The sequence below is a fragment of the Bacillus sp. JCM 19034 genome (assembly GCF_001310635.1).
Lineage (GTDB): Bacteria > Bacillota > Bacilli > Bacillales > Bacillaceae_D > Halalkalibacter.
This window is the reverse complement of sequence record NZ_BAXR01000001.1, coordinates 229,807-253,149: the sequence shown is the minus strand read 5'-3', so window position 1 is coordinate 253,149 and position 23,343 is coordinate 229,807. Positions and strand designations below refer to the sequence as shown.

Below are 23,343 nucleotides of genomic sequence, written 5' to 3'. Positions count from 1 at the left end.
TCATACCATTATAATACTTTAGAGAAAAGAGGGAACAAAAAAGATAAAAAGGAACTTTTACCAATTGAAAAGGCTACTAGTAAAGGATAAATCCTACTCTAGTAGCTCTAATCAATTTAAGAATGTTTCATGTGATCAAACATTGAAGTAATTTGTAGGGCCGGGAAGGATTGAGCAGTAAACGTATGCTGATCCAACTGCATAAATGTCACTCTTTTCTTTTTTCCCGGCAGTAAATCAAAATAATTATCAGAAAAGACCCCTTCCTCTTCCGTCTCTAAATAAACATTTTTCGCTAACGATTCCGTTGATAGCTCAAATTCGGTATCATTGATACGGTCAAGCTTTAATTTAGGTTCCTTCAACACTAAATTCTTACTTTGAACAAAATAATGCTCCTTTTCATCAATGATTTTTTCATCAATAAGTAATTGGGCAACGAAAACGATTTCTTCTACATTGTTGTTATTGATAATCTTCTCAATAGAGGTAGAATATTTTATCTCGGCACTATTCCCTACAATTGTAACAGGCTCACTTTCGGAGAGTATCTCGTCACCATTAAATGTCATCACCTTCATTTGTAAAATCCCTTTAGCATCTTCTAGTTGGTCAGAAATGACATGTATATTAATGTTTGAATGTTCAGTACCATCAATTACGATAGCAACATCTTTAAACGCTTTCTTTACATAATAATGAAGAGCTTTCCATCGTCCGTAATAATCGATACTTGACCATGATGCGACAGGCCAACAGTCGTTTATTTGCCAGTAAAGAGTTCCCATACAAAACGGTTTATTGCGACGATGTGCCTCAATTGCACTCTTAATTCCTTCTGCTTGTAATACATGACTCATATAAAGAAAAGATCGGAAATCTTTCGGTTCTGGTAAATACATATCCATATATTGTTTAATTAAGAAGTTTCCATCGCCATTCTTTTGATGATGCAACATTACATCAGATTCCCAAGCTAGTTCCCCATCTGTCGCAAATGATTTAATTGTCTTCAATTCAGGAAACGACTGAAATCCATATTCACTCATATAACGACCGACGTGTGCATTATATTCATGAAACGGCTTCTGCATATGCCATACTTCCCAATAATGAATATCCCCTTTTGTTGAGTTATTTGTTGCATGTTGTTGTTCATTATTTGTTACTCCCTGCATTGGTGAAGACGGCCAATAAAATACATGAGGCGAAAGCTCATTTACAACCTTTGGCAATAATTGATGGAAGATAGCTTCGTAATCTTTCCACATTTTTTCTCGCTGCTTGTCGGTAAAGTCTTTTTTCCAACCCCATCCTCCGTTCTCCACATAGTGTGACCACGCTATATCAATTTCATTGTTGCCACACCAAATAGCTATACATGGGTAATTGCGTAACCGCTTAACTGTATCGATCGCTTCTTCTTTAACATTTTCTAAAAACGCATAATCACCAGGGTACATACTACATGCAAACATAAAATCTTGCCAAACTAATATCCCGTATTCATCACATAATTCATAGAAAGTATCAGATTCGTATATACCTCCTCCCCAAACGCGAAGCATGTTCATGTTAGCTTCAACTGCACTGACAATTTCATGCTTATACCGCTCGTATGTGACTTCTGTAACAAAGCTATCGTTTGGTATATGATTAGCCCCTTTTGTAAAAACAGGAATTCCGTTTAACTCAAAATAAAATGATTGACCATCCTGATCGTTCTCTCGAATGACTTTAATTGTACGTAATCCAGTTTTAACAGTTTTACTCGCAACGATTTCACCCTTTTGTTCAAAAGTGGCTGTAAAATGATATAAATACTGCTCTCCTAAGCCCCTTGACCACCAAAGATTAGGTTTATTTATTTCTAGCTGAATTTCAAGCTCGTTGGTTCCTTTTTTGAGATTGATCTTTTTTTCTACTAAACATTGATCTGCTGCTAATTTTACAGTTCCACTCCAAGTTTGATCAGCTTCTACTTCTATAATAGCTGTAACATTTGCTAAGCTAGAGCTTATATGATCTTGGCGAATGTACAAATCTTGTACTCGTAGCTCATCCCATGCGTTGATGTTAACATCTTTCCAAATACCACTCGTTACAAAACGAGGGCCCCAATCCCAACCATAATGATATGGTGCTTTTCGTGCAAAAACACTAACTTTCTTAGCACCTAATTGTCCATCTTCAGAATGATCATTAGAAGCTGGTAATTGATAGCCTAGTTGTTCAAGCTTTGGCAAATCTTCATTAATCGGTGAGCGAAAGTATACTCTTAACTCGTTATTTTTTCCTTAACGTAATCTCTCACATTCATGTTCCACTTTCGAAACATATTATTTGCTGACAATATGTGATTATCGTTTAAGTAAACATCTGCATATGTATCTAAGCCCTCAAATTCAATCTCTATGTTGGTTGCTTGTAACATATCTTTTTCTATATCAAAAACTGCCTTGTATTCCCAATCCTTCTTATCAATCCATTGAACATCTAATTCATTTTTTCGATAGAAGGATCATCTATTATTCCATTTTTAATTAAATCTGTATGGACAAAGCCCGGTACAAAAGCTTGTAACCATTTTCCCTCATCACTTTGTTTAAAGGTCCAATTTGATATTTTTTCGTCGTAACCCCAGTATAAATGCTTTTATTCAAGAATATCCGCTCCCTCTCGTAAATTAAAATCTCTGTTATCGGTTATCTTTTGTTAATCTAATTGTTAGTTTATTATAAAACACAAATACTTAACTTGCAAACTATTTGTAAGGTTACATTTTACTATCCATAACTTTATAAAACTATGAATAAGAAACATTTAACATTTATTTTTCAAAATCATAACCACTTTTAAAACAGACTTACATGAAAAAACAGACTTCCTTTTATAGAAAGTCTGTTTGGCTAATGAATTATTTCCTAATTAACTTTTTTAAGAACTCAGAAAAAGAGGCTGCAATTTCAAACTCTTGCCACATCCCAGTCTCTTCTTGAATAAAATATACTACTTTCGGTATCTTTCGATTTCGGTAATCTAGGGCAACCCACGCTTCTAAATCACCTGTTAGTAATACTAATTCATCTGGCAATCCATATTGATCAACAATAATTGGAGACATCCCAACTCCACTGTCTACATCCATTTCAAAGAAAAACGGGATAATGATTGCTTCGCCATCTTCGAATACAATATATCTATATTGAAGTTCTCCACCGTTTTGTTTGTTCATTAATTCAATATACTCATCTGGTAAAGTAACTCCTAATTTTCCTTCAATTATATGTCGTTTTTCTTGATTTAAAGGCATTCCAGGTTTATATGCCGTTCTAACAGACCAAAAGTTTTCTCCCTGATAAATCTCCACTTTATCTAATCCTTTCAAGTTTCTGCTTCTTTTTTTCTATTTTTGCAATCTCATCTAATTCATCATCAATAGAGAGTAACACAAACGTAATTAAATCCTGTTGTGAAAAGAGATGCTTGTCGTTTTTTTTATCTGCCAATCCTTCGTTTCTTTCGTTCCAAAAACGGTGGTCAAACTGCTCAAGTAAAGTGACAGATCCTTCATTTACCGGTTGAGAAGGTTCATGTAACCTGTTGATTAGTAGTCTAACGATTTCATCTAATTCAAATGAGTGCGAATCATTAGGTTGTGCTTCTAACGGATGAATTGTAAATAAATGACCGATATAATAATGGATTTGTTGAATATGCTCAAGTTTATTTCGCTCATGTAAATACACACGCTGTTCACGAATAGAATGGCTATGGTATTTCCACTCATCACATTGATATTGGCACAACATTTCATTTTTAGTTAATTCAGCACTCAATTCTCTATAAGCGGATTTTCTACTAGCTTGGTGCGGCCTCCTTTGTTGTATATCTTTAATTTGCTGCTCTAATAATATCGCGATACGCTTTAACAACTCTTGATTTCTTCTACTAATATCCTTTAAAAAGTGAGCCGGTAATATCGTTAAATTAACTAATGTCGAAACGCATAATCCAATTGTCGTTGTCCCAGCTCGTTCAACGAAAGATAGAAAATAGTGATCATTTGTAATAGGAATCATTGCAACTGCCGTAATCGTCGCAATAAGTGCTCCTGCTTCTAATCTCAATTTATGACAAACATAAATCGTCAAAAAGGCAGACAACGTATACGTTAACGCGGTATGCCCGAAAAAATAAGTGAACGTCATTGCCAGTGCAGCCCCGATTAAGGCTGCCGGAAAACGAATGATTCCTTTTCTTATCGAGGCAGCTGCTGTCGGTTCAATAGTCACAATGGCAATAATTACTGCAAATACAGCAGGTAATTCAAAAAACTGACAAACGGTAGCTGTTACAAAAACAGCTACCGCAGTTTTGATCATACGTTCTCCTACTATTTTCTGCTTTTGTATCAATTGTTTCATCTTCTAAGATCCATTCATATTACTTTTATTTTACCAACTAGTATAACATAGTTTCCCATGTTAGGTTATGGGGTTCGGTTCAAATAATTCATAACTTCTTGTTGTTGACGTGCTTCCCCGAATGCTTGTGTTACACCCCAAACTCGATCAACATCTGCTCCATTAATTGCCGCGTCTAAGTCATGGAATATTCGATGAATATAACGAACAGACATCCGATCACCGTTTTCTGCTACGTGGATAAATTGTTCTGCGTTTAACATATCATTTATAACTAATGATGGGGCGAATCCGTCCTCATATAACCACTTAATATCTTCTTTTAGTTGTTGCCACCCCGTGCTATCTAAAAGGTCCTCGAACCTTATTATTTCAGCATTTCCCCAACCTGCTAATTCATTCAAATATTCATGGCGCTCAGCAATCACCTTTTTCACTTTCTCTTCTTGTCCCTCATGATAAGCAATATCCAGCTCTGATTCAATGTATTCAATAACTGGTCCCTCTTGAGTTTCTTCGTTCTTTTCGTTTCGCTCATTATTTTCTACTTCTTCTTGCGAAACTCGTTTGCTCACTTCGTCATTCATGATTTCCGTATGTTCTTCTTTGTTATAAACAAAATAATAATAGAGCAATGCCGCAATAATAAATGCAATAAAGATAATTATGTATGGTTTTTTCACCTATTAATCACTCCTGCTTTTCAATAAAAACCTTTTAACAGATACTATTCTCAAGTTCTTTTTCAAACAAAACATCTACTGAATTAGCTCACTTTAAAAAGACACCGATTTACATTAAACCGATTGATACATATTTCGTTTCTAAATAGGCTTCTAACCCTTCTATCCCACCTTCTCTTCCAATCCCACTCTCTTTCATCCCGCCAAATGGAGCTTCCGCTATCGATGGTGCTCCATCGTTCCAACCGATGATTCCATACTCTAACTGTTCTGAGATCAGCACTCCTCTGGACATGCTTTCTGTAAAGAGGTAAGCCGCTAATCCATAGCTACTATTATTAGCTCTTCTGACAGCTTCCTCGTCAGATTGTACTGGGGTGACAGGAATAACAGGCCCAAATGTTTCTTCTTGCATAATCAGCATTTCATCTGTAGCATGAATAATAACTGTTGGGTTAAAATAATATCCTTTATTAACAAAACCTTCTCCACCAATTGTTACCTTCGCACCATGCTGCTGTGCATCTTCTACATGTTGTTTAACTTTTTCATAGGCTTCTTTATTTATTAAAGGTCCTACTTGAACGTCCTCACTTAACCCTTGTCCAACCTTCAACTTTGATACGCTCTCTGTCAGTTTCTTAATAAACGGGGCATAAATAGACTCATGAACATAGACACGATTGACACATATACACGTTTGACCAGCATTTCGAAATTTTGAAGCGACGATAGCCTGAACAACTGAGTCGATATGAACATCTTCACAAACGATAGCAGGAGCATGTCCACCTAATTCTAATGAGACATTTTTCATCGTTTCTGCACTTTGCTTCATTAATAGTTTACCGACCCTCGTTGAACCTGTAAACGTCAATTTTTTAACGATTGAGCTATGAGTTAGCCGCTTGCCGATTTGATCAGCATCACCTGTTAGTAAGTTAATAACCCCATGCGGAATTCCTGCTTGTTCACCGAGTTCTACTAACCGTATTGCCGTGAGTGGACTTTCTTCTGCTGGTTTTATAATAGTTGTACAGCCTGCTGCTAATGCGGGAGCTACTTTACGGGTGAGCATCGCTGCCGGGAAATTCCACGGCGTTATGACCGCAACTACCCCAACAGGTTGCTTGATAACTTGAATTCTCTTATTTTTAGATTGTGCAGGGATCGTTCGTCCATACATCCGTTTCCCTTCTTCAGCATACCAAGAAATAAAAGAAGCTGCATATTCTACTTCACCCAAAGCTTCCTGTATTGGCTTACCCATCTCTTCTGTAATTGTTTCAGCTATCACTTGTTTATGTTCTAACACTAAATTATGCCATTTCATTAGCACTAGTGCTCGCTTGTGAGCAGACGTCTTTGACCATGCATAAAAAGCATCATTTGCAGCATAAATTGCCTCCCTAATATGCCCCTCACCTGCTTTTCGAATTGTGCCGATACATTCTCCAGTTGCTGGATTCATAACCTCTATTTCGGGTAAGTTTTGACCAATCCACTTCCCGTTTATATATAACTTACCTTCCACGCTCAACATTCCTTCCTCATCCTTACTACCATATTATTGCAATCTTTAGTATGCTCATTTTAAATTAATCAGTTACACTACTTACATCCTTTAAATATTTCATACGAATGGAAATAACTCCTTCTCCATCCTTACAAGTCAATAGCTTTTTCTCATAGTTCAATTGCATGATTACCGTTTTCATTTTATGTAAATAACCATTGTGCCAATAAACCAGTTCGATCGAGCTGTGATGATACAATGAATGAAGTAGCAGTCGTTCGATCTCTATTCGTGCCTGTTCATCTAATTGTGGACACGGAACTTTCTCTTGCTCTTTTTTCCAATCGGTTAATTCTTGCTTATGCTCTGGAAGAACAAACTTCATTTCCCATAATTTATTGCCTCTTGACAATCGTTCGTTATGCTTTATATCCACGGTACCACTTCCTCCTTATGCCGATACATGTTCTAATTATAAACGAACATACATTCGATAACAAGGGAGGAACTAGCTAAAGTAAACGCAAATTTCCTTGTGGGGTCATACTCGCCAACGATCGTACATAGTATAGGACAAAGACTTACAATGAGGTGATGAAATGAAAATAATATCATGGTATGCCCGGCAAAAAAACCGTTCTTCTCAAAATCAAGACAAGACAGAAACAAACCTTGAACAAAAGCAACCAATTACAAATAAAAAAAGACCCATTGCTAAGAAGAAGTATTCGAACGATAAATAAAATCAACCTCAACATTTGCTTGAACTATTAAATCGCCCGCTTGAATGGGGGATTCTCACTATAAGCAGATAAAACCATTGGGTAGCCGCTTCTCTCTAATGGAGTGACACTAAAATGCTCTATAACTTTAGTTGGAAGCGGCTGTAGTATAGCTCCAATTGTCCCTGCAATTACTTCTGCTTTTTGTTTAGCATTTTCAATAGCCTGCGTTAATGCTTGTTCATAGACGAACGATTCATCACTTATCATAAAGGAAATGGAGACAATCGAATTTGCACCTGCTTCCACAACGGCATCAATAATTGTTCCAACAAGATCCATTCGTGCCACATCCACTTTTAATAAATGAGTAACACGATAGCCCCGAAGTATTTGCTGTCCCTCAATGTAGTCATATTCAGGTGAGACACGATACGACTCTGTTTGAATACTTTCACCGCTAACCCCAAACGTTTCTAATTGTTGGACGACATTTGTGATTCTTGCACTATTTTCTGCTTGAGCAACACTTATTTGCTGATTCTCTGTTACTGTTCCAAGAATAAGCAGAGCTTTATTAGGTGCACTAGATTCACTCGCTTGCCCAAAAACAGTTAATCGTTGATCATAAGAGTTCATTTTCTACCTCCTTAAGCAATAGTAACCATTATTACATATGCCAAAGGCAAACTCCTTATTCATTAATCATTAGTAAAACATTAGCCTAGAAAAGAATCCTTTAAAAAATGATATAATCCATCGTCCTCATTCGTAAAACGTGTCACTTCTTTTGCCGCACTTCGAACTATCGGAGTGCCATTTTTCATTGCAACTGGATAACCAATATAGTTGAATAAAGGCAAGTCATTTTCTCCATCTCCTACAGCCATCACTTCATTAGGAAGAATTTCCATATGTTCAAGAAGTTTTTTAACTCCGGTAGCCTTTGATAAATTCGCTACAGTCACTTCAACATTATGAGCAGTTGAAGAAAACATCGAAAACTCATATGTACTTTGTAAACTTGCAAGCTCTTTTTTCCATTCATCAATTTGCTTTCGATCTCGGCTGAAAAAATACATTTTGGTGACATTTGAATATATCAGTTCTTCAACCCAATGTATTTCCTTATCAAAATCGTCATGGAGATATAACCATTCATTTTCATCAACTGTATGAGGTTTTGGTTCAACCAAATGATTCTTAACCATTTGATAATCATCCTTTAACAAATATCTAGATCCCTTTATCGGGTGTACTTCATAATATACGTTGACTTTTTTAGCTCCATCTATCACTGCCCGCACTACCTTTTCAGGAAGAGCATGCTCCACTAATACTTCATCACCAATTGAAACGCTCATCCCATTCGCTGTAACAAAACCATCTACTTTAAAATCATTAGGCATTACACCTTGAGCTTCCTTCATTGTCCGACCAGTCGCAATAAAAACATATACACCTTGCTGGCGAATTTCTTCAATAACTCCTTTTATCGGCTCGCAAATTTCATTCTGATTATTCAACAGCGTTCCATCCATATCCAATACAATTGCTCTGTACTTTTCCATTATCCCACTCCTAGATTTGTCTTTCTTTACATCATACACTGAATTCAATCTTCTTGAAATTATAAAGGACGTCTAGTACACTTATCACCGTTAAGAATTTCCAGGTAATAATGAAAAAAAGGAGTGTTTATCCATGAATGAAGTCATAAAAACGTTAACCAATCACCGCTCTTTTCGGCAATATTCAAACGAGAAAATAAAAGAAGAGGAACTAAAAACGATTATTAAAGCAGCACAATCAGCACCATCATGGATTCACGGGCAACAAGTTTCGATTATCTCTGTTGTAGATGACAAACGAAAAAATCAATTAGCGGACCTTTGCGGAAATCAAGATCATATTCGTCAAGCTCCCGTCTTTCTCGTATTTTGTGCAGACTTTTATCGTGCAAAAATCGCAAGTGATTTAGAAGGTGTCTCATTTAACGCGATAGAAGACATTGATAGTGTTATTGTAGGAGCGACAGATGTAGGTATTGCATTAGGAAACGCCATTGCAGCAGCAGAATCATACGGTTTAGGAACTGTGAGTATTGGTGGAATTCGAAAAAGCCACTTGAGGTGATTAATCTACTTCAGTTACCGAAATATGTCATTCCTATCGTTGGTTTATGTATTGGTTATGGAAAAAATGATCCTGGGAAAAATTTACGATTACCACTTCAAGCATTTTATCATCAAGAATTTTATCATGCAGATCAAACAGCAAACGTTAAACAATATAACAAAAACTATGCAGAATTCACAAAAGAACGTACGAACGGGAAAAAGCAAACAACTTGGACAAAACGAGTAGCTAGCTTTTATGAAAACCAGCATTACAATGGAAATTACCCTGACATTGCCAAAATGTTGAAACAACAAGGATTCACTTGCAAAGATGTCTGAAACGATTCTGTTTAACTCCCTCTTCTTACTGCAATAAATGATTAAGCGACTATGGTAAGCTCGGCCCTTAAAGGTGTTAATCCTTTAAGGGCCAAGATTTCGAACAAGCTCACATCATTAATGAGTTACTGCATTGGCCTGTTCTGCATAATTGGTTGATTCATAACAGGAGCATAGCTTTGCATCATCGCACTCATGTCTTGAGGTGATAATTGTGGTACTTGATATTGCTGTAGCTTATTTTGATATAAGAAAATCTCATAAGCCATTTCAATATAATTCGGTACCGTATCAGCTAACACACGACGAACGACCGGGTTGGTAGCCTCTAATGAAGACATGGTTATTTTTGTTGCCATTGATTTAATTAAACCTAACATATGAACAGCGATTCTTTGATCACTAACTTCATGCATTGATTGCATTGGTTTTTTAGGCTGAGACGGATTGATGCCATACGTAATTTGATTACTTTGCTTCATCATATATTTTTTCGTAGGATGAGATGGATCTTGTCCAGTCTGAAAACATTCACATGTAATATTATACTGATCAAGAATAAAAGAATATTGGCGTTCTAATATATCCATTAATTCCTGATCCTTAACATGTGTCCGAACAAGTATATAAGAATCAAGCACGTTAATCATTCCGTCTAATACTTCATGCAAATCAAAAACTTCATGTCCCCCATGGTTCATTTGAGACTGCATTTGTTGTGATTGCATCATTTTATTTTGTGAAGCATTGATCATATTTTGATTCATGTTCATTTGATTTGCTTGCCCACCCATTTGCTGCATATGCATAAAGATCATTCCCCCGTATGAAATTGATATGGTACAAAATTTATTATCGACACAAATCACTCTAGTATGAGTGGTAATAAAATGAATAGTTCCTTTGTATCTTCACACCTCAACCAAATTTTTGTAGCTTCTCCCTTTATTTAAACTAAAAAAAGCTGTTAAAAGTAACACTTTTAACAGCTTTTATGAATCAACCTGTATTAACTAAGCCAGCAGCAATACCAGAAATCGTCAATAATACTTCTGTTAATAACTCGTCTGTTTCAGGATCATCAGACTGACGTAATTGTTTAATCAATTCTACTTGTAAGAAGTTGAGCGGATCAACGTATGGATTACGACGCTGAACCGATTCCTTAATCGCTGGTGTATGATCCAATAACTCCTTATTACCTGTAATATCGAGTAATACTTGACGCGTACGCTCATACTCATCAGCAATGTCACCGAAAATTCGGTCAGCGACCTCTTTATTTTCCACTAACTGTAAGTACTCTTTCGCAGCTGATAAATCTGCTTTGACAAGAGCCATTTGCAAATTGTTAATAGTTGATTGGAAAAACGGCCATTTCTTATACATTGTTTGTAAAAGCTCAAGATTTTCTTGACTGCTCGATGCAAAAGACTCCAATCCAGTACCTGCAGCATACCATGCAGGAATCATTTGGCGGGATTGTGTCCAAGCAAAAACCCACGGAATCGCACGCAAATCTTCAAAGCGTTGACTATTTTTACGGCTCATCGGTCGAGAACCTATGTTAAGTGCACCAAGTTCTTTTAATGGAGTAGCCTGATTAAAGTATGTTAAAAAGTCTTTATCACCAAAAACAAGCGACTGATATTTAACTAATGACATTTTGGAGATTTCTTCAAGTGCTTCTTCCCATACTTTTTCGCGGAAATGCCCTTGCTCAGAGTTCTTAGAAACTTTAGCTGAAGCTTCTAATAGAGCAGACGCTGCTTGTTCTAAATTGCGATAAGCAATATCCCTAAGTAAGTAACGTGACGAAAGTACTTCACCTTGCTCTGTAATTTTCACTCCATCATTTAACGTTTCTGCAGGTTGTGATAAAATACTGCGATTCAAAGGACCGCCACCACGACCTAGTGAACCACCACGACCATGGAAGAATTTCAAGCCAATCTTAAATTCTTTCGCCATATCATGGATTTCTTGCTGTGCCTTAAATAATTTCCAATTCGCAGTTAACGTACCACCATCTTTACTACCATCAGAGTAACCTAACATAATTTCTTGATGATCGCCACGTTCTTTAATGTGGTTACGGTAAACATCCATCTCAAATAGAGTTTTCATGATTTGTGGTCCTGCGATTAAATCATCAACCGTTTCTAGTAATGGAGCTACATTTAGGCCACTTTCAACTTTCCCGTCAGCATATAAACGATAAATACCTGCTTCTTTAGCAAGCACTAGCACTTCTAGTAAATCACTTGAAGCTTGCGTCATACTAATGAGATAAACTTGAATAGAACGAGGACCGAACTCTTTATGTGCTTGTTTAATCATATTAAATACTTTAAGTACTTCTTTTGTTTCTTTAGAGTAATCCTCTTCTAGTAATAAAACGGGACGTGGCTCAGTTAAAACATTTTCAAGAACCTTTAACTTTTCTTCTTCTGGCAAGTTTTTATAATCATCAGCGATATTAACAACTTTTAAAAGCTCAGCTATTGCTGCTTCGTGCTCACCACTATGATTTCGAATATCCAATGTCGCCAAATGGAAACCGAAAAGTTCAACTTGCTTAATTAACTTACGGATTAGACGTAACTTGCGACCAGACGGCTGATGCTTTTCAACACTTGCTTTAATAATAAGCAAATCAGCTAAGAGCTCCTCTGCATTCGCATATCCAATCTCTGACTTCCCAACTTCTCGAATTCTTTTTAAAATAATAGCGAATTTACGGCGATATAGTTCAGATTCAACAGGCCATAGCTCATCTTCATTTAAATATTTTGATTCTTCTTCCACTACTGAATTCGTTAATTCTTCACTAATGGCTACGCGATTAGTAGAATGGCTAAATCGCTTCATTATCTCAATAACGGATTCTTCATATTTTTCAGTACGAGTTCTCTTTGGAGTGTTAATGTTTCCCATGTAATCTCTGGCGTTACATTTGGGTTACCATCACGATCTCCTCCGATCCATGAACCAAATTGCAAGAAATTAGGTACAGTCCATTTCGCGTTCGGATAATATTCTTCAAGCTGATCCTCTAATTCCTGGTGAATATCAGGTAATGCATCAAATAAAGTTTGATCAAAGTAATACAATCCATTTTTCACTTCATCAATAACTGTTGGTTTACGGTGACGTAATTCGTCTGTTTGCCATAAGGTAGTTACTTCATTAAATAATTCTTCATCTAAAGCTTGCTTTTCTATTTGTGTTAAATTCGGATTATCAAATTGTTGTAAAATATACGAAATTCTCTTTTGGATTTCTAAACCGTTCTTTTTGTCGCTTCCGTAGGGTGTGCAGTAATAATTAGTTCAATTGATAAATCATCTATGACATTTTGTACATATTCTTCTGAAAAGCCATGCTCTTTAATCGCTGCAACAGCACTTTCAATTGATACTGGTTGTACCACACCATTTTCTTTCAATTGATATTGTCTGCGTCGACGAATTCGGTGATTTTGCTCAGCAATATTAACTAAATGAAAATATACAGAAAATGCCCTTATTACATTTTGTCGAACCGGTGGCTTTAAAGATTGGATTTCTTCTTTTAATTTATTATATAATTCCTCATTATTATTTTGACGTAGTTTTTTGTTGTTTCTCTTATTAATTCCACCTTATTAAATAAATCTAATCCACCATGATGTACTAAAATTTCGCCAAGAATGTTACCAAGTTTTTTTACATCATTCCTAAGTTGTGAATGACTATTTTTCACATCAATCATGTAATCATCTCCTTATCCAAAAACTAAAACACATTACGAACTTTATCACCGTTACTTAATAAGTAAGGGACTTCCATCATCCCACCCGGACACATTTAGTCCCATCGGCATATACACTAACAATACACACACTACTATTGATAGTATCATATTCTAAAGAAAACAGGCAAATATTTTCTGACAATTCGACGCAAATGTATACGCTTTACCGTGATTTTGATGATTACGTACATTAAAAAAATCTAGAGTCGTATACGTTATCATACTCCTCTAGATTATATCACCTTATCCATTTTTCTTACGAGGCTTAAAAAATAAACCAAGCTCCTTTTTTTCTTTCGTTAACGAACGATATAATGAAATGAGCATGAATAGCATGATAATCGAAAACGGTAGTGCGGCAATAATAAGTGCATTTTGTAACGCTTGTAAACCCCCGCTATATAATAGTATTGCCGCTACGGAGGATTGGGCAACTCCCCATATCGATTTAATAGAGTTGGACGGAGTGAGCGAACCATAGGTTGTTTGCATTCCAAGTACAAATGTAGCAGAATCAGCAGATGTTATGAAAAAGGTTGTAATTAACCCTATCGCAAGAATCGATAATATCGTCGAGAATGGAATTTCATTTAATACTGCAAACAATACCTCTTCTGTAGCAAATTGTGCTAAATCGACACTTGAAATTTGCACATCAATTGCAGTCGTTCCAAACACTGAGAACCATAAAAAGCTAACGAGTGCAGGTAGTAATAGTACTCCTATTATAAATTCTCTAATAGTTCTGCCTCGAGAAACTCGTGCAATAAAGATTCCTACAAATGGCGACCAAGATATCCACCAAGCCCAATAAAAAATAGTCCAACCGTTAATCCATGCTCGATGCTCTTCATTTAAAGGGGCAATCCGAAAACTCATGCGAACTATATTTTGGAGGTATGTTCCAAGTGTATCTGTAAACATATTCAAATCCAAAATCGATGGCCCTAAAATGAAAACACATAAAAATAATAGGACGGCTAATACCATATTCGTATTACTTAAATACCGCATTCCTTTACTTAAACCGGTCGACGCAGAAACCATAAATAGCACTGTAACAATGGCAATAATCAAAAATTGAATCATAACATTATTTGGAATACCAAGTAAATACGATAATCCCCCGTTAATTTGGGCAGCACCAAATCCAAGCGTTGTAGCTACCCCGACTACTGTTGCAAATACGGCTAGAACGTCAACTAGAACGCCTAAAGGGCCTTCCATTGATTTACCTAACACTGGCTTTACTGTTGCGGAAATTAACCCTGGCTCATCTTTTCTAAATTTATAATAAGCCAAGGCAAGTGCTACAATTGCATAGATGCCCCAAGCATGTATCCCCCAATGGAAGAATGTATACCTCATTCCTTCTTTAAAAGCCTCATCTGTAGCTCCATCTGCTATTGGTGGGACAAGATAATGAGATAACGGCTCAGCTGTGCCCCAAAATACAAGGCCAATGCCCATCCCCGCACTAAAAAGCATGGCAAACCACGTTCGTTTTGAGTATTCCGGCTGTTCATCGGGCTTTCCTAGCTTGATTGCACCAACGGGACTAAATATAAGAAAAAGACAAAAAATAACAATGATTGAGACAAGGATTAAGTAATACCAGCCAAAAGTAGACGTAATAAATGCTTGTACATTTTCCGTGAGCTGCTCAAATAGATTAGGTGCCACAACACCGAAGATCACAGAAACTAATACAATCGTAATGGTAATCCAAAAAACACTTGATATTTTATTCATATACATCCCCCTAGTGGGCCATTTAAAGAACACTTATTATCTAACTTGCCCATTTTTAATAAGTGTTACTTATCAATATGTTAAAAATAAATTTACTTTTTCCATAATCACTGTAAAATAAGATAACCCCGTTCTAAAATTTAGGACGGGGTTAATAGATAGTTAATTAAATTTCGATAATAAAAAAACAGCATGAAAATGATTATAGCTGATTGCTAAACCACAAAAAAGTGAGCATTACACTAGTCGTGCAATACTCACTTTTAAAATTATAATATTTTATCTTTCATCTGGTACAGGGATGCCAAATTGTGGGAAACCATTTTCATCATAACTAAATATTTGTGCACGTGTATGACGATTTGGGTCGTACAAAGGATCTCCTTCAATTTCTTTATAATTTCGAGCATGATAAATTAGTACATCATGCTTGCCATCCTCAGAGACAGTAAAACTATTATGACCTGGTCCGTATTGTCCAGATTCTTCATTCGTTTTAAATACAGGTTCAGGATGCTTATGCCAAGAATTCGGATCAAGCAAGTTACTATCCTCATCAGCAACTAATATGCCCATGCAATAGTTATAATCAGTCGCACTACCAGAGAATGCAATGAAAATCTTGCCGTTTCTCTTAAGAACTGCTGCACCTTCATTAACAAGGAATCCTATTTTCTCCCAATCATATTCCGGAGTTGAAATCATTACTTGTTCTCCCTTTAAAGTCCAAGGGTTCTCCATTTCAGAAATATATAAGTTAGAATTACCTTCAATATTTGGGTCTTTTTGAGCCCAAACATAATAACGAATGCCTTTATGTTCAAATGAAGTAGCATCTAGTGCAAAGCTTTCCCATTTCGTCTTCACTTGTCCCTTTTCAACCCATTCACCCTCAAGTGGGTTTGCTGATTCATTTTCAAGTGCGTACATGCGGTGATCAAATAAACCTTCATTCGTTTCCGAAGTGTGTGCGGCCGCAAAATAAATATACCACTTACCATCAATGTAATGTATTTCAGGAGCCCAAATATTGGCACTCAACATACCTGTCTCATGCTTTCTCCAAGCCACCACTGGATTCGCTTCACGAAGACCATCAATCGTTTTTGAACGACGTAGTTCAATGAGATCATATTCAGGTACAGAAGCTGTAAAATAATAATATCCATCTTCATGTTTATACACCCAAGGATCTGCTCGTTGCTCAATTAATGGATTTTTGTAAGGTTGTGTTGTCATTAATTCTCATCTCCTCATCATTTATCTTTGTTAATCAAATCATATATATGTTAATGATTTGACCAAAAAAAGAAACGTTTAACGATTAACGTTGTACGTACAATATTATTGTAAACGTTATTCATTCTAATTACAAGATATTACTTCCATTATTAGCTACTCGTTTTCTAAAAAAAGAAGCGGTCTATCAAAATGAATAGCGAACAGCAGTGACAATCATTTTTTGGTGTCGCACTTATTATTACAATTCGTCATATGAAAAACGAGCGTTTTTTAAATTAAGTCAAACCTTAAAAACGCTCACCCCTCAGCTCTATCATTATTCCTGCTCAACAGTTGATTGTCTTACTATGAGTTCCGGTTCATACACAATTGAGTCTAATTGTAGATTACCTTTTTTCCGATTCGGGTCGTTTTCAATCATTTGAATAATCATTTCAGCTGCCTGTTCACCCATTTTACTTTTAGGGTGATTAATGGAGGTCAATTTCACTTCTGAAATCTCCGCTAAAAAGGAATCGTCATAACCTACCAATGATATGTCTTTTGGTACTTGTAACCGCTTGGCTCGCAACAAATCCATTAATATAAGAGCTAATTCATCATTGTAACAAACAAGAGCAGTTGGTCTTTCTGCCTGTGACAATAACCTCTCGAGCTCTTTTGCTGGTTTATCGAGCTTTTCTTCGGAATAATACGTAACAATATTCGTTGGAATTATCGGTACTTGATGTTTACGGTGTGCCTTTACATATCCTTTCATACGCTTTATTCCTTGATTATCGTCTGTCTTAAATAAGCCTACGATGTTTGTATGCCCTTGTTTAATCAAATGTTCCGTTTGTAAATAGCCTCCCTTTTCATCATCGACTAATAAACAAACTGGTTCAAGTTCATCATAATAAGCATTAATCATAATGTAAGGGATATCCATTCTTTCTAAATTAAAGTAATAATTAATATTAGGGTTGGCGAAGGAGCTTTTTGTAGGTTCTACAATAATACCATCAAAAGATTGGGATAAAATCGTTTCAAGTATACGTCGTTCATTTTCAATATTATTATTAGTGCTAAATAGACTAACTTGGTAACCTCGCTCACTTAAATATGATTCTGCACCGCGAATAATGCTAGGGAAAATGTAATCTGAGATATAGGTTGTAATAATTGCAATGTTTTTAGTATCGTAATTACTAGGTTTATCTTGTTTTGTTCGATCAGCACAAAAAGTACCCGAACCTTGCTCACGATACAACCAACCTTCTGTAACTAATTCTCCTATTGCGATTCGAATCGTATGTCGACTAACTCCAAATTCCTTCATTAGTTCATTTTCTGAATTTATCTTTTGATTAGGCACATACGTCCCATCTAATATCCTAGATTTTATGACTTGTTTTACTTTACCGTATTTTGTCACAGTCGTAACCTCAATTCTTTACGTACTAATAAATATACGTACATGTTACCACAACTTCTTCCAATAAGGCAAAATTCATTCGATTGGTTAAGAAAGTGCCTTAAATGGGTTCACCATCTAAGACACTTATTAATAAAGGTTATTTATCTAAACGATACGCAATATCATTCCATTTTAATTCATTTCGGAACTGCATAACTTCTGTCTTATCATTAATAAAGACACATTCAATGTTGACCATTGTTGCCCAATCGTATAATTGTTCTGGTGTAACTTTAAATGAAAAGACTGTATGGTGAGCTCCACCAGCATAAATCCACGCTTCAGCTGATTCACTTAAAGATGGCTTCGGTTTCCAAAGAACTTTAGCAACTGGTAAATTAGGCATTTCGATTTCCGACTTAACAGCTTCTACTTCGTTAACAATAAGTCGGAAACGATTTCCTAAATCAATAATTGAAGCATTTACAGCTTCACCCGCATCTCCATCAAAGACCATACGTGCAGGATCGTCCTTACCACCAATACCAAGTGGATGAACTTCCAATGTCGGTTTTGTAGCAGCCACAGTTGGACAAACCTCTAACATATGTGAACCAAGAATTAGTTCGTTTCCTTCTTCTAAATGATAAGTATAGTCCTCCATAAATGAAGTTCCTTCATTATTAGCAATAATCTTCATTAAACGAACTAGTGCTGCTGTTTTCCAATCCCCTTCACCAGCAAATCCATATCCTTGTTCCATTAAACGTTGTACAGCTAACCCTGGAAGTTGCTCCATACCGTGTAAATCTTCAAAGTTTGTCGTAAATGCCGTAAATCCACCCTCTTTAAGGAAAGCTTTAAGCCTAATTCAATTTTTGCTTGATATTTAATAGAATCAATATTTTCATCTTCAGCAATATCATATTTTTCCTTATATTCTTCAAAAAGCTTTTCAACATCTTCATTAGTAAATTCATTCATTTTTGCAACTAAATCACCAATACCAAAATATGATGTTGACCAACCAAATTGAATTTGTGCTTCAACCTTATCTCCTTCCGTAACAGCAACTTCACGCATATTATCACCGAACCGGGCAATCTTTAACGTTTTACTTTCTTCGTAAGCTACAGCTGTTCGGACCCAACTACCAATTCGATTGATTACTTTTTTATCCTGCCAGTGACCAACTACAACTTTACGGCCAATTTTCATTCTTGTTCCGATAAAGCCATACTCTCTGTCACCATGTGCAGCCTGATTTAAATTCATGAAATCCATATCAATCTTATCCCATGGAATATCACGATTATATTGTGTGTGCAAATGTAACAACGACTTACGTAATTCTGTTAAACCAGAAATCCACATTTTCGCTGGTGAAAACGTATGCATCCACGTAATAATCCCCGCACAATTTGGATCTGAATTAGCATCAATACAAAGCTGTCTAATTTCATCTGGTGTTTTGACAACAGGCTTAAATACTATGTTGTAATCAAAGTCATTTTCATTTAACCCTGCTACAATTTCCTTAGAATGTTTAGCAACTTGTTCTAATGTTTCAGGGCCATATAAATTTTGACTACCAGTTACAAACCAAAACTCGTACTCTTTTACTTTTAACATTTCTTCATCCTCCTAATTGACCATTCATATTTACAATCAATATTAATTTTGCCCGTAGTAAGCATTTGCACCATGTTTACGTAAAAAGTGCTTGTCAAGTAAATCTTGATCCATTGCTGTTGTATGTGGGTTTAATTGTAATGTTCTAGATGCCATTTTTGCAACTTCCTCTAAGACAACAGCATTATGAACTGCATTATCTGGATCCTTTCCCCAAACAAACGGAGCATGAGACTTAACTAGCACAGCAGGAATTTGCATTGGATCAATTTTATCAAACGTTTCAACTATGACATTTCCTGTTTCCATTTCATAAGCACCGCGAATTTCAGCTTGTGTCATATCACGCGTGCATGGAATCTCTCCATAAAAATAATCAGCTTGAGTTGTTCCAAACGCCGGAATAGCTTTTCCTGCCTGTGCCCAACTTGTTGCCCATGGAGAGTGAGTGTGAACAATCCCACCTATTTCTGAAAATGCCTTATATAGAGTAACGTGAGTAGCTGTATCAGATGAAGGCTTAAGATCTCCTTCGACCACTTCTCCATCTAAATTCACTACAACCATATCATCACGTTTTAAGTCGGAATATTCAACTCCGCTTGGCTTGATAACTACAAGGTTTGACTCTCGATCAATACCACTTACATTTCCCCACGTAAACGTAACAAGTCCATGTTTAGGTAAGGCGAGATTTGCTTCTAATACTGCTTCTTTTAAGCTTTCTAACAAAACCATTCCACTCCTCTCACTACTATCTATAAGTTCATTATACACTTGTACGTACAATAAATAAATAGTTTTATAATAAATTTGTTGGAATTCTTTAAAGTGAAACATGATCGTAATGCTAATTTCATTACAAGTTACTCATAAATATCCACGATTAAACCTAGTGCATACATAATAGACCTTACTTATTGATTGCATTTGCTTTATTAAAGCCAACGGCTACTTATTTAAACAGTTCATTTTGTCAAAAAGCTATACGTCGTTCTGCGCTTATAAGTAGAACCTTTCTTGGTTACAACAGATGGAAAGTGTTCGTGATGAATAGCATCAGGCAACCCTTGTGTCTCAAGACATAAGCCTAAATATTTCTCCGCCTGAACACCTCTAACTGAAAAATTATCACTTATCATATTGCCGGTATACAATACGACACTCGGCTCATTTGTCTCAATGACTAGTACTCGTCCACTTTGCTCATCCTCGAGGCGAATTTCTTCATCGTGATTCTTCTCTAATAAAAATGGATGGTCATAACCTTTTCCAGCTAAAAGGTTTTGCTTATCATTCGATTGAATTCCTTCGATAATCTTTCTACCGTTTCTAAAGTCAAATACTGTACCTTCACTATCAACGAATTCACCTGTTGGCATTAAATCATCTGTTAAACTTAAGAATTGCTTACTTTTCATCGTTAACGTATGCTCTTTTATCGTTGATTTTAAATTACCGCTTAAATTAAAGTATGTATGGTTCGTCATATTAATCAATGTATCCTGATCAGGGACAGCTTTATAATCAATTGAGAATTGGTTATCATTTGACAATGAATAAGTTACCTCAATCGACACATTACCTGGGTAGCCCTCTTCACCATCTTGACTATAATACGAATACACGACGCCTACTTTGTCTGTTTCTTTAAAATGTTCTGACTTCCAAACAACTTTATCGTAACCTTTAACTCCACCGTGTAAATGGTTATTGCCGTCATTTTGTGCCAACTTGTATGATTTATTATTTAAACTAAATTGACCAGCTTTAATACGGCCAGCTACTCGTCCGCAAATAGCCCCAAAATAAGGCGAGTGCTCTTGATACTCTTTTAATGAATCAAACCCTAATACAACACTTTCGTAGTTCCCATTTCGATCTGGTGCTAAAATATTCGTAATAATACAGCCATAATCAATGCATGCAACTTCCATGCCATTATCATTTTTCAACGTATATTCATGTACATCTTGATTATCAACTTGTCCGAATAAAGTTTAACAACTTCCACTTCTCTTTCCTCCTCTTGTATGGATCAATTTATTCAAGAATTCATCCACTATCATACACTAGTCCACTTCTTAAAAACAATCTATGGTAAAGAAGCTTAATCACTCGAAAATAGTTATTTTTGATTAAAAAGCCTAATGGGAAGGAGATTCTCCTCCTACATTAGGCACGTTTCAACCCATTATTTCTTTAAACGAATAACATTCCAAGAAGCATTCGATAAAACAGCTTGAACAACGCCATTGTCTAATTTAGCATTTCCTTTATTATGAGGTTTAACAACTTGCTCATTTACAGTATTAACTGCTTTTAAGTCATCATGCTCTAACACGATGTGTTCAACTAAACGATAACCTTCAAAACTACGTACATCGATTGAAAATTCTAGAGATTCCTCAACGTGTCGATTAAGAGCAAAAATTGTTACTTCATCGTTTTCCTCATTATAAACAGCTGCACTGTCCACATATGGTACATCGGTGAAATCCTTCGTATCATATACAGGAGAAGAAATTACTGGACTTAACGATACACCTCTCCCGTAGACAGACGCATGCATGTACGGATAATAAATGGTTTGCTTCCATGAACGCCCTTCATTTTCAGTCATAATTGGTGCAATAACATTTACTAATTGAGCCATACAAGCCATTTTAATACGGTCAGCATTCTTCAAAAATGTTATTAATAAACTTCCCACTAGTAGAGCATCTTCAAAATTATAATGATCCTCAAGCTGAGGGGGGGCAATCGTCCATGGATCGATTTGTTTATCGGCATCATTTGAATGGTACCAGACATTCCATTCATCAAAGCTTAAATACATTTGCTTTTTACTACGCTTTTTAGCCTTAATGTAATCACAAGTTGCGATAACAGTTTTGATGAAACGATCCATTTCCAAACCATTAGCTAAATAATTTGCTGAATCATTATCACGGTTACCGAAATATTGATGTAATGAAATATAATCTACCTCTTCGTACGTATGCTCTAACGTAGTTGCCTCCCATTGCGGGAATGTCGGCATATTAGAATTTGAACTACCACAAGCTACAAGCTCAATAGAAGGATCAACTAATTTCATTGCCTTAGCAGTTTCTTGAGCTAATCTTCCGTATTCGTCAGCTGTTTTATGCCCAACTTGCCATGGGCCATCCATTTCATTTCCTAAACACCACGTTTTAATATTATGAGGCTGTTCATACCCATGTTCTTTTCTTAAATCACTCCAATATGTTCCTCCAGGATGATTACAATATTCAATAAAGTTTCTAGCTGCGTCAATACCTCGAGTACCTAAGTTAATGGCCATCATTACTTCGGAATTTACCTTTTTTGCCCAATCAACAAATTCATTCGTACCTACTTCATTTGTTTCGATTGTTCTCCAAGCTAGCTCTAATCGACGAGGGCGCTCTTCTTTAGGTCCAACTCCATCCTCCCAATTATAAGCGGACACCATATTTCCTCCTGGATAGCGGACAATTGGTACTTGAAGTTCCTTAACTAAATCAATAACATCTTGGCGAAAACCATGCTCATCTGCATTAGGATGATTTGGTTCATAAATTCCTCCATAAACCGCTCTTCCCAAATGTTCAATAAACGATCCGTATATTCTTTGGTCGATTTCTGCAATCTTAAACTCTTTGTCTACTACCATTTTAGCCTTTTTCATCGTATTCCCTCCTACAATTAAA

The 23,343-nt window shown here is 36.1% G+C and carries 15 protein-coding genes and 4 pseudogenes; 2 read left to right on the top strand and 17 right to left on the bottom strand.

Annotation, left to right across the window (positions count from 1 at the left end):
- Window positions 1-116: 116 nt before the first annotated feature.
- From JCM19034_RS01320 to JCM19034_RS01295, 6 genes are all read right to left on the bottom strand, one after another.
- Window positions 117-2,246: a glycoside hydrolase family 2 protein gene (locus tag JCM19034_RS01320; RefSeq protein WP_231686751.1), complete on the bottom strand. Its 2,130-nt coding sequence runs from the start codon at window positions 2,244-2,246 to the stop codon at window positions 117-119.
- Window positions 2,247-2,917: 671 nt separating this feature from the next.
- A complete protein-coding gene (locus tag JCM19034_RS01315) occupies window positions 2,918-3,370 on the bottom strand; it encodes an SMI1/KNR4 family protein (protein ID WP_156323837.1) in 453 nt (150 codons plus the stop codon).
- Between the two features lies 1 nt (window position 3,371).
- Window positions 3,372-4,427 carry an aromatic acid exporter family protein gene (locus JCM19034_RS01310; protein ID WP_062046650.1) on the bottom strand — a complete coding sequence of 352 codons (1,056 nt, stop codon included), beginning with the start codon at window positions 4,425-4,427 and terminating at the stop codon, window positions 3,372-3,374.
- 65 nt (window positions 4,428-4,492) lie between these two features.
- Entirely contained in the window at window positions 4,493-5,110 is a 618-nt protein-coding gene (locus JCM19034_RS01305; protein ID WP_062046648.1) for a hypothetical protein, read from the bottom strand.
- Between the two features lie 109 nt (window positions 5,111-5,219).
- Window positions 5,220-6,653, bottom strand: coding sequence for an NAD-dependent succinate-semialdehyde dehydrogenase (locus JCM19034_RS01300; RefSeq protein ID WP_197276320.1), 1,434 nt, complete (start codon window positions 6,651-6,653; stop codon window positions 5,220-5,222).
- Between the two features lie 55 nt (window positions 6,654-6,708).
- Window positions 6,709-7,062 (bottom strand): YolD-like family protein, encoded by a 354-nt coding sequence (locus JCM19034_RS01295; RefSeq protein WP_062046646.1) that lies wholly within the window; start codon window positions 7,060-7,062, stop codon window positions 6,709-6,711.
- A 163-nt stretch (window positions 7,063-7,225) separates the two neighbouring features.
- Here JCM19034_RS01295 and JCM19034_RS21460 point away from each other — a divergent pair, with 163 nt between their 5' ends.
- Window positions 7,226-7,369, top strand: coding sequence for a hypothetical protein (locus tag JCM19034_RS21460; RefSeq protein WP_156323836.1), 144 nt, complete (start codon window positions 7,226-7,228; stop codon window positions 7,367-7,369).
- Window positions 7,370-7,396: 27 nt separating this feature from the next.
- On the opposite strand, the gene JCM19034_RS01290 is transcribed toward JCM19034_RS21460, so the two are convergent.
- Together JCM19034_RS01290 and JCM19034_RS01285 are read right to left on the bottom strand one after the other, a co-directional pair.
- Complete coding sequence (locus tag JCM19034_RS01290) at window positions 7,397-7,987, bottom strand: SIMPL domain-containing protein (protein ID WP_062046644.1); 591 nt, start codon at window positions 7,985-7,987, stop codon at window positions 7,397-7,399.
- An 80-nt stretch (window positions 7,988-8,067) separates the two neighbouring features.
- A complete protein-coding gene (locus JCM19034_RS01285; protein WP_062046642.1) occupies window positions 8,068-8,919 on the bottom strand; it encodes an HAD family hydrolase in 852 nt (283 codons plus the stop codon).
- Between the two features lie 133 nt (window positions 8,920-9,052).
- Here JCM19034_RS01285 and JCM19034_RS01280 point away from each other — a divergent pair.
- A pseudogene (locus JCM19034_RS01280) lies at window positions 9,053-9,807 on the top strand (NADPH-dependent oxidoreductase).
- Window positions 9,808-9,932: 125 nt separating this feature from the next.
- On the opposite strand, the gene JCM19034_RS01275 reads toward JCM19034_RS01280, so the two are convergent.
- From JCM19034_RS01275 to JCM19034_RS01235, 9 genes and pseudogenes are all read right to left on the bottom strand, one after another.
- Window positions 9,933-10,574, bottom strand: a complete 642-nt coding sequence (locus JCM19034_RS01275) for a spore coat protein (RefSeq protein ID WP_370621799.1) — start codon at window positions 10,572-10,574, stop codon at window positions 9,933-9,935.
- Between the two features lie 232 nt (window positions 10,575-10,806).
- Window positions 10,807-13,560: pseudogene (ppc, locus tag JCM19034_RS01270) on the bottom strand (phosphoenolpyruvate carboxylase).
- 285 nt (window positions 13,561-13,845) lie between these two features.
- Entirely contained in the window at window positions 13,846-15,354 is a 1,509-nt protein-coding gene (locus JCM19034_RS01265; RefSeq protein WP_062046640.1) for a BCCT family transporter, read from the bottom strand.
- Window positions 15,355-15,633: 279 nt separating this feature from the next.
- Window positions 15,634-16,593 (bottom strand): family 43 glycosylhydrolase, encoded by a 960-nt coding sequence (locus JCM19034_RS01260; RefSeq protein ID WP_062046638.1) that lies wholly within the window; start codon window positions 16,591-16,593, stop codon window positions 15,634-15,636.
- Between the two features lie 319 nt (window positions 16,594-16,912).
- Window positions 16,913-18,013: a GntR family transcriptional regulator gene (locus JCM19034_RS01255; RefSeq protein ID WP_062046636.1), complete on the bottom strand. Its 1,101-nt coding sequence runs from the start codon at window positions 18,011-18,013 to the stop codon at window positions 16,913-16,915.
- Between the two features lie 139 nt (window positions 18,014-18,152).
- A pseudogene (gene araA, locus JCM19034_RS01250) lies at window positions 18,153-19,627 on the bottom strand (L-arabinose isomerase).
- A 42-nt stretch (window positions 19,628-19,669) separates the two neighbouring features.
- On the bottom strand, window positions 19,670-20,359 hold the full coding sequence (gene araD / locus JCM19034_RS01245; protein WP_062046634.1) for an L-ribulose-5-phosphate 4-epimerase: 690 nt from the start codon (window positions 20,357-20,359) through the stop codon (window positions 19,670-19,672).
- A 236-nt stretch (window positions 20,360-20,595) separates the two neighbouring features.
- Window positions 20,596-21,621 (bottom strand): annotated as a pseudogene (locus tag JCM19034_RS01240) (aldose epimerase family protein); the annotation flags it as partial.
- A gap of 200 nt (window positions 21,622-21,821) precedes the next feature.
- The gene (locus JCM19034_RS01235; protein WP_062046629.1) at window positions 21,822-23,321 is read right to left on the bottom strand and encodes an alpha-N-arabinofuranosidase; all 1,500 of its coding nucleotides are present in this window, start codon (window positions 23,319-23,321) and stop codon (window positions 21,822-21,824) included.
- Window positions 23,322-23,343: the final 22 nt, after the last annotated feature.